Consider the following 14,349-nt stretch of genomic DNA (forward strand, 5'->3'; position numbering starts at 1 on the left):
CATGGCTGACACGCGAGACGATTCGGTGGGGGAGGCGGTTGTCGCGGCTCTGCCCGCTTTGTAGATTGCGATCTACAGTGAAGGAACCTGCCTGGCTCATCGGCCTTGCCTGACCTGGAATACCTCTACAAAGCCGCGTCCACGGTCCAGCCAGGCCGTTGTCTCGACCGCACGATCCGCCAGTTCATAACGATAACAATTTGGTGCCGCCATGACGCCTGAGACCCTGACCGAGCCGACGCCCGTCGCTCGCCGCCGTTCGCGCAGCCAGTTGCGCGGCCGCCCGCTGGATGCCGAGGCCTGGGGTGCGATTCAGCGCCTGCTGGGTGATGCCCCGGTGCAGCGTGACCTTCTGCTCGAATATCTGCATGTGCTCAATGATAAGGTCGGCTACCTGACGCTGCCCCATCTGCGCGCGCTGGCCGAGTGGATGCGTCTGCCGATGGCCGAGGTCTACGAGACGGCCACCTTCTATGCCCACTTCACCGTGGTTCGCGATGGCGAGACGCCGCCCGCGGCGCTGACCGTGCGCGTCTGTGATTCGCTGTCCTGTCAGCTGGCCGGCTCCGAAGCCTTGCGCGCCGGTCTCGCCTCGGGGCTGGACCCCGAACAGGTGCGCGTGCTGCGTGCGCCCTGCATGGGGCGCTGCGACAGTGCGCCGGTGGCGGAGGTCGGGCATTACCATCTCGGCCATGCCAGCGTGGAAGGCGTCACGGCGGCGATTGCCGAGGGCCATGTGCATGCCGCGCCGGCAGCGAGTCTCGACTATCCGCGGCTGGCACAATATCGCGCCAGTGGCGGCTATGGGCTGCTCGCCGCGCTGGAGGGCGGTGAGGTCAGCATCGAGGACCTGGCGCAGATGATCGAACAGGCCGGTCTGCGTGGCCTGGGCGGGGCGGGTTTCCCGACGTTTCGCAAGTGGGGCTTCGTGCGTGCCGAGGCCGGGCCGCGTTATTGCGTGATCAACGCCGATGAAGGCGAGCCCGGCACCTTCAAGGACCGCTGCTATCTGGAGCGTGAGCCGCACACCTTCCTCGAGGGCGCGTTGGCCAGTGCGCATGCCATCGAGGCCGAGGCGCTCTACCTCTATCTGCGCGACGAATACCCGACCCTGAATGCCGTGCTGCGCGAGTGCATCGCGGAGCTGGAAGCCGCAGGCCTCGTCGCGCCGGGCTATATCCAGCTACGGCGTGGCGCCGGCGCCTATATCTGTGGCGAGGAATCGGCGCTGATCGAGTCGCTGGAAGGCAAGCCCGGCAAGCCGCGTCAGCGTCCGCCCTTCGTGGCGCAATGTGGCTTGTTCGGTCGCCCGACCCTGGTCAACAACGTCGAGACGGTCTATTGGATCGCGCGGCTCCATCGTGAAGGCCATGACCACTACGTCGCGGCCGGGCGTCAGGGACGTCAGGGGCTGCGCAGCTTCTCGCTCTCCGGGCGCGTCAGACGCCCGGGCATGTATCTGGCACCGGCTGGCATCACGCTAAGCGAGCTGGTCGAGGAATATGGCGGCGGCATGGCCGACGGCCATCGTCTGCGTGCCTATCTGCCCGGCGGGGCCTCCGGCGGCATTCTGCCGGCCAGCAAGGCGGACCTGCCGCTGGACTTTGACACCCTGCAGGCCCACGGCTGCTTCATCGGTTCGGCCGCGGTGGTGGTGCTGTCGGATAAGGACGACCTGGCGGCGGTGGCACGCAATCTGATGAGCTTCTTCATGGACGAGTCCTGCGGTCAGTGCACGCCGTGTCGCGTCGGCACGCGCCAGATGCTGGCGGCGCTCAGCGGCGATGAGTGGGATGAGTCGCTGCTGACGCGTTTGTCGCAGGTGATGATGGATGCCTCGATCTGCGGGCTTGGCCAGGCCGCGCCCAATCCGGTGCTCGGCCTGCTCAAGGACTTCCGCCAGACCCTCGCGGATGGTGGGGTGCGCCTGATCGCCACGAGCGATGCGGCCGACGCCACGAGCCATGCGGCTGACACCACGGGAGGTGAGGCATGAATGCGCTGACAGGATTGGGCAACTCATCCTCGGATGATCAGCCGCTGCGCGAGAATGGCTTCACCATCACGCTGGATGGCGCCGAGGTGACGGCCTATCCCGGCGAGACGCTGTGGAAGGTCGCCAGGCGTGCCGGCGAGACGATTCCCCATCTCTGCTACAGCGAAGCGCCGGATTATCGCGGCGATGGCAACTGTCGCGCCTGCATGGTCGAGATCGATGGCGAGCGCACTCTCGCCGCCAGCTGCATCCGCGAGGCGCGGGCGGGCATGGTGGTGCGTAGTGCCAGTTCACGGCGTGCCGGCGAGGCGCGCGCGATGGTGGTGGAGCTGCTCGCCGCCGACATGCCCGCCGAGGCGCACAACCCCGATGTCAGCAGCCACTTCATGGCGATGGCCGAGCTGCTGGCGGTGGATGTCGGGCACGCGCGCGAGACCCTGGGCGGCGCCCGCGAGACGGTCCGCGAGTGGCTGGGGGATACGGTGGAGGAGTGGTTGCCGACGCAGGCCAGCGCTCTCGATCACTCCCACACCGCGATGGCGGTCAATCATGACGCCTGCATCAGCTGCGGCCTGTGCGTGCGCGCCTGTCGCGAGGTGCAGGTCAATGACGTGATCGGGCTGGCGGGGCGCGGCAGCAATACGCGCATCGTGTTCGATCTCGAGGACCCGATGGGCGACAGCACCTGCGTCGCCTGCGGCGAGTGCGTGCAGGCCTGCCCGACCGGCGCCCTGATGCCCGCCGCCCAGGTGGATGAGCAGGGCTTCGGCGACAGCGCCGCCGTCGATGCGCGCGTTGCCTCCATCTGCCCGTACTGCGGTGTGGGCTGTCAGCTGGAGTATCAAATCAGCCGTGGCAGCGGCGAGGCGTTGAGTGCCGAGGGGCAACCGGTCGCGACCCTGGCGGATGCCCAGCAGGGCATGGCGGACGGCGACTCCCTCAAGACTGACAAGCGCCGGCAGCGCGTCGCGGATACGCGGCTGGACAACATCATTGCGGTCAGTGGCCGCGACGGGCCCTCCAATCATGGCCGACTGTGCGTGAAGGGGCGCTTCGGCTTCGATTATCCGCGCCATCCGGAGCGTCTGATCCGCCCCCTGATCCGCCGTGACGGCGTGGCCAAGGGGCTGGATGCGAACTTCGATCCCGCCCACCCGCTGACCCACTTCCGTGAGGCCAGCTGGGACGAGGCCCTCGAGGTCGCGGCCGAGGGGCTCATGCGCCTCAAGCGCGCGCATGGCCCCGACAGCCTGGCGGGCTTCGGCAGCGCCAAGTGCACCAACGAGGAGGCGTGGCTGTTCCAGAAGCTGGTGCGCACCGGTTTCGGCTCCAACCATGTCGATCACTGCACACGGCTGTGTCATGCAAGTTCAGTGGCGGCGCTGATGGAAGGCGTCGGCTCGGGCGGCGTGAGCGCCTCCTTCATGCAGGCCGAGCAGTCTGATCTGATCGTGCTGACCGGCTGCAACCCGGGCGTCAATCATCCGGTGGCGGCGACCTTCTTCAAGCGCGCCGCCAAGCGTGGCACACGCATCGTGGTGATCGACCCGCGTGCGCTGGCGCTGCGTCGTCAGGCGCATCGCTCGATCCAGTTCACGCCGGGGGCGGACGTGGCGCTGTTCAATGCCATGCTCAACGTCATCATCACCGAGGGGCTGGCCAATCAGGCCTATATCGAGGCACACACCGAGGACTTCGCCGCGCTGGCGGAGCATGTCGCGGCGCTGACGCCGGAGGCGATGGCGCCGCTGTGTGGCGTGGCGGCAGAAGAGATTCGCGCCGTGGCCCGCGAGTACGCGACCGCCAGGCGCGCGATGATCTTCTGGGGCATGGGCATCTCGCAGCACACCCACGGCACCGACAACGCGCGCTGTCTGATCGCGCTGGCGCTGGTGTGTGGCCATGTCGGGCGTGAAGGCACCGGCCTGCATCCGCTGCGCGGGCAGAACAACGTCCAGGGCGCCTCGGATGCCGGGATGATTCCGATGGTGTTCCCGGATTATCAGCCGGTGGGCGACACGGCGGCGCGCGAGCGGCTGGAAGCGCTGTGGGGTACGCCGCTCTCGGCCACACCCGGCCTGACGGTGGTGGAGATCATGCACGCCATCCATGCCGATCAGATTCGCGGCATGTACATCCTCGGCGAGAATCCGGCGATGTCGGACCCGGATCTCGATCATGCGCGCAGCGCGCTGGCACATCTCGAGCATCTGGTGGTGCAGGACATCTTCGTCACCGAGACGGCGCAGTTCGCCGATGTGGTGCTGCCTTCGTACGCCTGGCCGGAGAAGGACGGCAGCGTCACCAATACCAACCGCCAGGTGCAGCGTGGGCGGGCGGCACTGCGCGCCCCGGGCGAGGCGAAGCCGGACTGGTGGATCACCCAGCAGCTGGCACGGCGCATGGGGCTTGACTGGGATTACGCCGGGCCGGAGGAGATCTATGCCGAGATGCAGCAGGGCATGGATTCCCTCGACAACATCGACTGGGCGCGGCTGTCCGAGGAGAACTCGGTGACCTATCCGTGCCTGACGCCGGGAGGCGAGGGCGAGGATGTGGTGTTCGGCGAGGGCTTCCCGCGCGCCAGCGGCCGTGCCCGCTTCGTGCCGACCTGGCCCACGCCGCCGGATGAGACGCTGGATGATGACTACCCGACGGTGTTGACCACCGGCCGTCAGCTGGAGCATTGGCATACCGGCTCGATGACACGCCGCGCGACGGTGCTCGACAATCTCGAGCCGGCCGCCGTGGCTACGCTCAATCCGGTGGAGCTGGAGCGCCTGGGCATCACGCCGGGCGAGCCGCTCTCGATCACCACGCGGCGTGGCCAGATCACTCTTGCCACCCGCGCCGATCCGCTGACGCCGGCCGGCATGGTCTTCGTGCCATTCTGCTACGCCGAGGCCGCCGCCAACCTGTTGACCAATCCGGCGCTCGACCCGGTGGGCAAGATTCCGGAGTTCAAGTACGCCGCCTGCCGTCTGGCCAGAGCCGAACCTGTCTCGGCCAGTCTGGACACCTGAACGCGAGGGGAGGTGAGAGGAGGAGAGGGAAAGGAAAGGGGACGTCTGGCGCAAAGGAAAGGGTACGTCTGGCGCAAATGCCTATGGCAGTGGCGCTGGCGGATACGCAGGGCGCGCCTCGGTCTGACCAGAATGTCGGAGACAGCCCGTCGTGCATTTCGATTATCCTCACAAGGGCTATGCTCAGAGCAGAGTGGGTCAATACCAATGACAATGCCCGCCGTCAGCGAGCAAGGAGAATGACGATGATGATCGTGGAGCTGATTGATCACGAAGACTTTCGTGAGCGGCTGGTGGCGCTGGGCGTGCAGATTTCCGAGCATGCCTGCGCGGACACCTGTGCACGCATGGCACTCAGAAAGCATGCCGAAGTGGGTGTGCCGGGCCTGCAGGAACTGGTGCGTGAGCTGGTGATGCACTCCGATATCCTGCTGCCCTCGGTGCGCCAGGCGCTGGACAAGTATCTGCTGCCGGGGCTGCGCTAGGCGCGGCACTCAAGAAAGATTGCGCGCCGCGCACTGACACCGTCTGCCAGATGAACAAAAGGGCCTGTCGACTGACAGGCCCTTTTGCGTGGGTGCTCACTCGCCTCTTTTCACTGCGCGCAGTGGCTCAGGTCGATGCGTTGGCGCGGTCGTACTCGCGTTTCTCCCAGCGCAGACCGCGGAACAGCGAGAAGCACATCACCAGCAGTACCACCGTGAAGGGTAGCCCCGTGGAGATGGCGCCCGCCTGCAGCGCACTCAGTGCGGTGTTGCCGCCGCCATACAGCAGGGCACAGGCGATCAGGCCGCCGGCCGCTGCCCAGAAGACACGCTGGCGCGTCGGGGCATCCTGCTTGCCACCGGCGGTGATGGAGTCGATCACCAGCGAGCCGGAGTCGGAGGAGGTCACGAAGAATACCAGCACCAGCACGATGGCGACGCAGGACGTGATGGACGACAGCGGCAGGCTGTCGAACATCTGGAACATGGCCATCGAGGGAGTCTCGATGCCCTGGGCCAGTTCGCTGCCGGCGGCTCGCGCCTCTTCCAGTGCGGTGCCACCGAAGACGGTCATCCACACGATGGTGACCAGGGTCGGTACCACCAGCACGGCGGTCACGAATTCGCGCACACTGCGTCCGCGGGAGATACGCGCGATGAACATGCCGACGAACGGCGACCAGGAAATCCACCAGGCCCAGTAGAAGATGGTCCAGCTATGGAACCAGCCTTCGTCGGGGCGATCGATCCAGTTGGACAGCGGCAGCAGATATTCCAGATAGCCGACGCTGGTGGTGCCGAGCCCGGTGATGATGTCCATGGTCGGGCCGACGATGAACAGGAAGACCACCAGCAGCGCGGCCAGCATCATGTTGAGATTGGAGAGGCGTTTGACGCCGCCATCCAGGCCGCGACTCACCGAGTAGATGGCCGCGAGCGTGACCGCCACGATCACGCCGATCTGGCTGACCAGTCCATCGCCGATGCCGAACAGATGGTCCAACCCGGAGGCCGCCTGGGCCGCGCCCAGCCCCAGCGAGGTGGCAAGGCCGAACAGGGTGGCGAGCACCGCGACGATATCGATGATATGTCCGCTCCAGCCCCATACACGCTCACCCAGCAAGGGGTAGAACACCGAGCGCAGCGTCAGCGGCAGGCCCTTGTTGTAGGCGAAGAAGGCCAGTGACAGGCCGATCACGGCATACATGGCCCACGGGTGAAGCCCGTAATGGAAGACGGTGGCCGAGAGTGCCGCCGTTGCACCTTCCGGCGTGCGCGGTGGTGCGTTCAGGGGCGTGCCTGACCAGTCGGTGTAGTACGCCACTGGCTCGGCGACCCCCCAGAACATCAGGCCGGTGCCCATGCCGGCAGCGAACAGCATCGCGAACCAGGCCATGCGGCTGAATTCCGGCTTGGCGTCGCGTCCGCCCAGGCGCAGGCGGCTGACCGGGTGCAGAACCAGCAGCAGGCAGAACAGGATGAAGAAGTTGCTGGCGAGCATGAACAACCAATCACCATGGGTGATGGACCATGCCTTGGCACCGCCCAGCGCCGACTTTGCCGACTCGGGCATCAGCAGCGTGAACAGGATGAACCCTACGATCAGCAGCGCACTGATGGTGAAGACCGGCTTGTGGACATCCAGCCCGAGTCGCTGAACATTGTCCTGACCGATCTGGTAATCCGTCACGTACGGATTCGATGACATGAAGTTACCTCGTATTTTTTCTTTCGATAGCCGCTCCTATGGGCATCTCGAGTCAGAATGAGGGACCTTGTCCCGCCTGGTGAAAGCGTTCAGATCTTGGTCTGAAGCCCTGTGCAACATGCGCATTTCTGCCAGTTGCAGGTGACGGCGTCAAACCTTGAGTCATCCTGGTGGTGCGATGAAAGGCATTGATTGTATTGAGGTTTATAGGTCCATTGCTCGTACCGGGAAGTCATTCGGGGCGCTCTAGACTGAACAGGCTGTCCGTGCGTGCATAGTCACTGCCGGCCATGCGCCCGATGGCACGCAGCACCGCATTGTCGACATGCCGCCCATCCCAGACCGTTTCGTCGGCATGCATCACCACCACCTCGGCCAGTACCAGTGAACCGGCCAGCGGCTGCTCACCGAACGAGATGATGTCGCGCAGGCGACAACCGAAGGCGATCGGGGCGCCCCCCACGCGCGGAACCGCAAGCGGCGGCATGGCTACCTTGTTCAGGCCCGCATGGGTGAACTCGTCCTCGTCGGCCGCGAGACTGGCGCTGGTGAGATTGAGCGCCTCGCTCATCGCCTCACCACCGATGTGGATGACGCACTCCGCGACCTGTCCGAGGTTGTTGAGGGTGTCCTTGGTCTTGCCTTCGCCATTGCGCAGCGGGCTGAAGGCGAGCACCGGCGGATTGATGCTGGCGATGGTGAAGAACGAGAAGGGCGCGAGATTGGTGTTGCCTGCCGCATCGATGGTCGAGACCCAGGCGATCGGCCGGGGCGCGATGCTGCCGGAGAACAGGCGATAGAGGATACCTGCGGGAAGCTGGTCGGCAGCGATGAGGGAATGTGTGGTCGAGGAGGCAGTCATGGTGAGGGTCTCGTTGCAGGGCTGTTGTTGTAGAGCTGTTGTTTTGGGGCCGTTGTATAGCGCTGTTATCGCAGAGCGGGCGTTGCAGGGCGTGGCTCTCGATCCGCTCAGGCTGCATGTGGCACGGCGCCTGACATTCGAGAGTCAGAGACCGTCAGGCCGAGCGCGCGAAAATCTGGTCGTCGTGGCGAGTGGCGGCCGCGAATCATCGCGGATGTGGAGCGCGAATCGCGCCTGCCCACAGGCCGCTGGTGCTGGTGAAGAGTGATCTATCTGGCTGCTGGGCGTGGAAAAGGTCCCGGGAAATTCTCCCAGATCATTGCCAGTATTTTTGGTGTGGTCAATTGTCGCAGGTCTTGACCTTTTTCGAGGATGTTGTTCCTGACGCCTCGGTCGAGTTCATTCCTTGTCTGACTCAAGTCACACAATGGGGGCGGGAAACCGGATTTTTGTGCAGAATTTGTAACCAAAAAGTTTCTGTATTGTGTTTATTTGTATATTTTTTATGGTTGCGGGCTGGGCGTCATCTGACAGAAAGGTGGTGAGCCCGCGTAAATGGATGACAGAAAATGACAGTCATCAGGCCATTTGGTTCGGTATTGATCATGAGAATGGCATGCCAAGGTTGCGAAAAAGCGTCCCCTGTTGATCGGGGATGCCAGCATCATGCGAGACGCATCATGGTGCATTTACCTGTCAGGTCATGATCGATAATGAGGCATGTTTTCTCATCAATGAACGCCCGGATCATACAAGTATCATGCTGGGAAAATGTCTCTCTCGCCCGGGGTGGGGGAGTACTTCAGCAACTTTTGAAAGGCCGAGTGGCGTATTTTTTGGTAGTTAATTTCGATATTTAGTCATTTGTTGGATTTTTGTTGCGCATTATCGTGTGGTGGTAGTGGTTGCTTCGACGCCGCGTGCTGCGCCGGTGGCAAGGAGATTTGTGGAGATGCACAGAATTGTGGCGCGACAAGGTCGTGATTCTCCCAGGCATCATCAGGCAGGGCAGGGGGGCTGGCTTTGCGGTGAAGACTGGCGATTGAGGTTCTGTCTGGCCCTGCAAGGCATGCACTGTCGCGACATCATTGCGGTGAGTGTCGGCTTCGCCACCGGATCCAGCTGCCTTAACCTCCCTCGAGCGTGAGAGAACTCATGCCGCCCAAGGCATGATTGGTGCGCACCGGCTGGCCGAAGTCATCCGCATGTGGCCCCTGGTGCGTCATCCTGCCCCGTAGTCAGCCCCCCTGTCTTTTCTCTATCCTGTGCCCGCCTGCGGGAAATCTTCTGATTTCGTTCGAAAGATCGACGGCTTCCTGTTGGTCATTTCTTCGAACGCTGTGTTCCACATGTGGGCTCGTCATGACGCCATGGCGTGTTCCAACGAGGTCGTGAGATGAGAAAAAGCCTAATGCGGGGGGCTCTGCGGGGACTCCCTATCCTCGCGGGATTATTGATGCTGTCCGGCTGTGACGCCGTACTCTTCGATCCCAAGGGGCCTATCGGTGAATCCGAAAAGTCGCTGATCCTGACTGCTACCTATCTGATGCTCGTGGTTGTTATCCCGGTCATCTTCATGACGCTGTGGTTCGCCTGGCGCTATCGCGATACCAAGCAGAGCAAGGCGACCTACACGCCCAACTGGGCGCATTCCACCAAGATCGAGATCGTGGTCTGGGGCATTCCGTGCCTGATCATCCTCGCTCTGGGCATCCTGACCTGGAAGAGCACGCATGAGCTGGACCCGCGTGCCGAGATCGTCGACGGCGGTGAGCCGATCGAGGTGCAGGTCGTGTCCATGGACTGGAAGTGGTTGTTCATCTATCCGGAGCAGGGCATCGCGACGGTCAATGAACTGGCCATGCCGGTGGATCGTCAGGTTCGCTTCCACATCACATCCGACACGGTGATGAACTCGTTCTTCGTCCCGCAGCTCGGTAGCCAGATCTATGCAATGGCGGGGATGGAAAACCGTCTGCACCTGATCGGCAATGAAGTGGGCACCTACGACGGTATCTCTGCCAGCTATAGCGGCGCCGGCTTCGCGGACATGCACTTCAAGACGCACGTCATGAGCGAAGGTGACTTCGACGCCTGGATCGAGAAGGCACGCGGCAGCAGCAAGGTGCTGGATGACGCTGGCTTCGCCGCTCTCCAGGAGCCGAGCGAGGACGTTGCCCCGACCTTCTATGGTCAGGTCAAGCCGAACCTGTATGAGCAGATCATGGCGCCCTACATGGACGGCATGGAGCTGGGCATGAGCGATGATCAGATGCGCCACATGAAGAAGGGTGGAATGCATCACGACAACGCCGAACACGGCATGTCCGATCATGACGCTTCTGGTCACGCTGAATCTGCGATGGCAACCGAGGAATAAGCAATGCTTGGAAAACTCACAATAGAGGCTGTTCCGTATCACGAGCCGATCGTCATGATCGTGCTTGCGGCGGTAATCCTCGGTGGTGCAGCCCTGTTCGGCTTCATCACGGTAAAGAAAAAGTGGGCCTACCTGTGGAATGAGTGGTTCACCTCTGTCGATCACAAGAAGATCGGCATGATGTACATCATCGTCGCGTTGGTGATGCTGATCCGTGGTTTCTCCGATGCGATCATGATGCGTTCCCAGCAGATGCTGGCGTCCACCGGCGGGCACGGCTATCTGCCCCCGGATCACTACGACCAGATCTTCACTGCCCACGGCGTGATCATGATCTTCTTCGTGGCGATGCCGCTGGTCATCGGTCTGATCAACGTCGTCGTGCCGCTGCAGATCGGCGCACGTGACGTGGCCTTCCCGTTCCTGAACTCGCTCAGCTTCTGGCTGTTCGTGGTCGGCGCGCTGCTGGTCAACATCTCTCTGGGTCTGGGTGAGTTCGCCAAGACCGGCTGGCTGGCCTATCCGCCGTTGTCGGGGGCCAATTACAGTCCCGGGGTCGGGGTGGATTACTGGATCTGGTCATTGCAGATCTCCGGTGTCGGTACCCTGCTGACAGGTGTCAACTTCATCGCCACCATCCTCAAGATGCGTGCGCCGGGCATGTCCCTGATGAAAATGCCGGTCTTCACCTGGACCGCACTGTGCGCCAACGTCCTGATCGTCGCGGCCTTCCCGATTCTGACCGCTACCATCGCGATGCTGACGCTCGATCGCTACCTCGACTTCCACTTCTTCACCAATGACCTTGGTGGAAACATGATGATGTACGTCAACCTCATCTGGGCCTGGGGCCATCCTGAGGTGTACATCCTGGTGCTGCCGGTCTTCGGTGTGTTCTCCGAAGTCATCTCCACCTTCTCCAAGAAGAAGCTGTTCGGTTACACCTCGCTGGTGTGGGCGACTCTCGTCATCACCGTCCTGTCGTTCATCGTCTGGCTGCACCACTTCTTCACCATGGGTGCCGGCGCTGACGTGAACGCCTTCTTCGGTATCGCGACGATGATCATCTCGATCCCGACAGGTGTGAAGATCTTCAACTGGCTGTTCACCATGTACCGCGGTCGCGTCGAGATGACCTCTCCGGTGCTGTGGACCCTGGGCTTCATCGTCACCTTCACCATCGGTGGCATGACCGGCGTTCTGCTGGCCGTTCCGGGCGCCAACTACGTACTGCACAACTCGCTGTTCCTGATCGCTCACTTCCACAACGTCATCATCGGCGGCGTGGTCTTCGGTGCGATGGCCGGTATCACCTACTGGTTCCCGAAAGCGACCGGCTTCATGCTGTGCGAGAAGTGGGGCAAGCGTTCCTTCTGGTTCTGGATCACTGGCTTCTACCTCGCCTTCATGCCGCTGTACATCCTCGGCTTCATGGGCATGACCCGTCGTCTGCAGCACGTCGACAACCCGCTGTGGGTACCGTACCTGGTCGTCGCCTTCATCGGCGCCTGCCTGATCATGATCGGTATCGCGTGCACCGTGATCCAGATCGCGGTCAGCATCAAGAACCGCAAGCAGCTGCAGGACACCACTGGCGATATCTGGGGCGGTCGTACGCTGGAGTGGAGCACCACTTCACCGGCACCGTTCTACAACTTCGCTCACGAGCCGCAGGTTTCCGAGCTCGACGAGTTCTGGGAAATGAAGGAACGTGGCATCGAGCAGGAGGCCAAGAAGCCTTATGCGCCGATCCACATGCCGCGCAACGCCGCTGCTGGCGTCATCATCTCCGCCTTCAGCCTGGTGTTCGGTTTCGCACTGATCTGGCACATCTGGTGGATGGCCGTGGTCGGGCTGGTCGGCATGATCGCCACCTTCATCGTGCGCTCCTTCAACTACGACATCGACTACTACGTGTCCGTCGAGGAAGTGGAGCGCGTCGAGCGTGAGGGTCGCGAGCGTCGCGCCCTGCCCAGCGCCCGCACACCTAACGACACAGTGGTTCAGGGGTAATCATGGCGAATAATGCAATGACATCTCACGATGGGGCGCATGACGCCCATGACGATCACGAGCATCACGATACCAACGGCCTGAAGGTCTTCGGTTTCTGGCTCTATCTGCTGAGCGACTGCATCCTGTTCGCGATGCTGTTCGCGGGCTACGTGGTGCTGAGCCAGGCGTATGCCGGTGGCCCGACGGGCGCCGAGATCTTCGAGCTGGACTTCGTGCTGGTCGAGACCGCACTGCTGCTGGCCTCGAGCTTCACCTACGGCCTGGCGATGCTGGGCATGAACCGCGGAGACAGCTCCGCGGTGATCAAGTGGCTGATGATCACCTTCGCCTGTGGCGCAGGCTTCATCGCGATGGAAATCTATGAGTTCCACCACCTGATCGTGAACGGCCATGGTCCGGACAAGTCCGCGTTCCTGTCTGCCTTCTTCACCCTGGTCGGTACCCACGGTCTGCACGTGACCGTCGGTCTGATCTGGATGGCGCTGCTGATCTTCCAGGTCAAGCAGAAAGGCCTGACGGAAATGCATCGCGGTCGTCTGATGATGCTCAGCCTGTTCTGGCACTTCCTGGACGTCATCTGGATCTGCGTCTTCACCGTCGTCTATCTCACAGGAGTGATGCTATGAGCCATTCCAACAACGACCACAACGACAATCACGGCAGCGTCAAGCAGTACGTGACCGGTCTGATTCTCTCCATCATCCTGACCATCATCCCGTTCGGGATGGTGATGATGATGGACGATCCGGGTGTCGGCGTGATCTGGGCCGTCTACGGCTTCGCCATCGCTCAGGTCTTCGTGCAGCTGTACTTCTTCCTGCACCTGGACGGCTCCAAGGAGCAGAGCTGGAATGTCATGGCCATGCTGTTCACCCTGGTGATCGTGGCAATCGTCGTTGGTGGTTCCATGTGGATCATGATCGAGCTGAATCAGAACATGATGCCCATCTGATAGCGTGAGCCTGATGATCAAGGACTACCTGCGTACCACCAAGCCGGGCATTATCTTCGGCAACCTGATCACCGTCAGCGGCGGCTTCTTTCTCGCTTCCGGTGGTGAGGTGGATTGGGCGCTGTTCATCGCCACCCTGGTCGGGGTGGCGTTGATCGTGGCCTCAGGCTGTGTGTTCAACAACTGCATCGATCGCGATATCGACCGCCACATGGCACGTACCCAGGGCCGCGCTCTGGTGCAGGGCGATATCTCGCTGAAGGGGGCTTTCGTCTTCGGCAGCGTGCTGGGCCTTGCAGGCTTCTGGCTTCTGGCCATGATGACCAACCTCATGGCGATGATCGCCGTGGGACTGGGCTTCGTGATCTACGTCGGGGCCTACAGCATGTGGCTCAAGCGTGGTTCGGTGTATGGCACCCTCATCGGCTCACTGTCCGGCGCTGCGCCGCCAGTGGTCGGTTACCTGGCCGTCACCGGTCAGGCGGACATGGGGGCGCTGCTGCTGTTGATCATCTTCAGCATGTGGCAGATGCCGCATTCCTATGCGATTGCCATGTTTCGTGTCGATGACTATCGGGCCGCCAATATTCCGGTACTCCCGGTAGCGCGAGGCATGGAGCATGCCAAGCGTGTAGTGACGGGGTACATTGCCGGCTTCATCCCGGTGTCGCTGTTGCTGACACTGTGGGGATATACCGGCATCTGGTATCTGGTAGTCGCGACCGTCACGGGTGGCTGGTGGCTGTATCTGGCCGCCTGGCGCCTCAAGGATCAGCCTGATGCCTCCTGGGCACGCAAGCTGTTCGGCTTCTCCATCATCATCGTCATGGCGCTCAGCCTGATGATGAGCCTGGACACGCAGCTGTAATCCAGCCGTAGTACCTCCCGGGTGACCCGCCTTCGGCGTGTTGCCCGGGTGAAAGCCAA

Annotated in this window: 10 protein-coding genes; 8 read left to right on the top strand and 2 right to left on the bottom strand. The window is 62.4% G+C overall.

What is annotated here, in order from left to right:
• The first annotated feature begins 211 nt into the window (after positions 1-211).
• From F8A90_RS02145 to F8A90_RS02155, 3 genes are all read left to right on the top strand, one after another.
• Positions 212-1,996 (top strand): NADH-ubiquinone oxidoreductase-F iron-sulfur binding region domain-containing protein, encoded by a 1,785-nt coding sequence (locus tag F8A90_RS02145; protein WP_200018728.1) that lies wholly within the window; start codon positions 212-214, stop codon positions 1,994-1,996.
• Complete coding sequence (locus F8A90_RS02150) at positions 1,993-5,019, top strand: molybdopterin-dependent oxidoreductase (RefSeq protein WP_200018730.1); 3,027 nt, start codon at positions 1,993-1,995, stop codon at positions 5,017-5,019. The genes F8A90_RS02145 and F8A90_RS02150 overlap by 4 nt, the downstream gene beginning before the upstream one ends.
• 245 nt (positions 5,020-5,264) lie before the next feature.
• Complete coding sequence (locus F8A90_RS02155; protein ID WP_043333148.1) at positions 5,265-5,504, top strand: hypothetical protein; 240 nt, start codon at positions 5,265-5,267, stop codon at positions 5,502-5,504.
• Between the two features lie 127 nt (positions 5,505-5,631).
• Here F8A90_RS02155 and F8A90_RS02160 read toward each other — a convergent pair whose 3' ends face one another.
• Positions 5,632-7,212 (bottom strand): BCCT family transporter, encoded by a 1,581-nt coding sequence (locus F8A90_RS02160; RefSeq protein WP_166019782.1) that lies wholly within the window; start codon positions 7,210-7,212, stop codon positions 5,632-5,634.
• Between the two features lie 232 nt (positions 7,213-7,444).
• Positions 7,445-8,074: a flavin reductase family protein gene (locus F8A90_RS02165; protein WP_166019783.1), complete on the bottom strand. Its 630-nt coding sequence runs from the start codon at positions 8,072-8,074 to the stop codon at positions 7,445-7,447.
• Positions 8,075-9,485: 1,411 nt separating this feature from the next.
• On the opposite strand from F8A90_RS02165, the gene cyoA reads away from it, so the two are divergent.
• The 5 genes from cyoA to cyoE are packed head-to-tail and all read left to right on the top strand — an operon-like array spanning position 9,486 to position 14,290.
• Positions 9,486-10,454, top strand: coding sequence for a ubiquinol oxidase subunit II (gene cyoA, locus F8A90_RS02170; RefSeq protein WP_166019907.1), 969 nt, complete (start codon positions 9,486-9,488; stop codon positions 10,452-10,454).
• A 3-nt stretch (positions 10,455-10,457) separates the two neighbouring features.
• Positions 10,458-12,467 carry a cytochrome o ubiquinol oxidase subunit I gene (gene cyoB, locus F8A90_RS02175; RefSeq protein WP_054555335.1) on the top strand — a complete coding sequence of 670 codons (2,010 nt, stop codon included), beginning with the start codon at positions 10,458-10,460 and terminating at the stop codon, positions 12,465-12,467.
• Between the two features lie 2 nt (positions 12,468-12,469).
• On the top strand, positions 12,470-13,096 hold the full coding sequence (gene cyoC, locus F8A90_RS02180) for a cytochrome o ubiquinol oxidase subunit III (RefSeq protein ID WP_131431257.1): 627 nt from the start codon (positions 12,470-12,472) through the stop codon (positions 13,094-13,096).
• The gene (gene cyoD, locus F8A90_RS02185) at positions 13,093-13,422 is read left to right on the top strand and encodes a cytochrome o ubiquinol oxidase subunit IV (protein ID WP_107335551.1); all 330 of its coding nucleotides are present in this window, start codon (positions 13,093-13,095) and stop codon (positions 13,420-13,422) included. The genes cyoC and cyoD overlap by 4 nt, the downstream gene beginning before the upstream one ends.
• A 13-nt stretch (positions 13,423-13,435) precedes the next feature.
• Positions 13,436-14,290, top strand: a complete 855-nt coding sequence (gene cyoE / locus F8A90_RS02190) for a heme o synthase (RefSeq protein ID WP_166019784.1) — start codon at positions 13,436-13,438, stop codon at positions 14,288-14,290.
• The last annotated feature ends 59 nt before the right edge of the window (positions 14,291-14,349 follow it).

The sequence above is a fragment of the Cobetia sp. cqz5-12 genome (assembly GCF_016495405.1).
Lineage (GTDB): Bacteria > Pseudomonadota > Gammaproteobacteria > Pseudomonadales > Halomonadaceae > Cobetia.

Bases quoted from the DNA above. Each gene is read 5' to 3' on its own strand.
- cyoA (WP_166019907.1), top strand. From the start codon at position 9,486: ATGCGGGGGGCTCTGCGGGGACTCCCTATCCTCGCGGGATTATTGATG.
- cyoD (WP_107335551.1), top strand. From the start codon at position 13,093: ATGAGCCATTCCAACAACGACCACAACGACAATCACGGCAGCGTCAAG.
- F8A90_RS02160 (WP_166019782.1), bottom strand. From the start codon at position 7,212: ATGTCATCGAATCCGTACGTGACGGATTACCAGATCGGTCAGGACAAT.
- F8A90_RS02145 (WP_200018728.1), top strand. From the start codon at position 212: ATGACGCCTGAGACCCTGACCGAGCCGACGCCCGTCGCTCGCCGCCGT.
- cyoC (WP_131431257.1), top strand. From the start codon at position 12,470: ATGGCGAATAATGCAATGACATCTCACGATGGGGCGCATGACGCCCAT.
- F8A90_RS02165 (WP_166019783.1), bottom strand. From the start codon at position 8,074: ATGACTGCCTCCTCGACCACACATTCCCTCATCGCTGCCGACCAGCTT.
- cyoB (WP_054555335.1), top strand. From the start codon at position 10,458: ATGCTTGGAAAACTCACAATAGAGGCTGTTCCGTATCACGAGCCGATC.
- F8A90_RS02155 (WP_043333148.1), top strand. From the start codon at position 5,265: ATGATGATCGTGGAGCTGATTGATCACGAAGACTTTCGTGAGCGGCTG.
- F8A90_RS02150 (WP_200018730.1), top strand. From the start codon at position 1,993: ATGAATGCGCTGACAGGATTGGGCAACTCATCCTCGGATGATCAGCCG.
- cyoE (WP_166019784.1), top strand. From the start codon at position 13,436: ATGATCAAGGACTACCTGCGTACCACCAAGCCGGGCATTATCTTCGGC.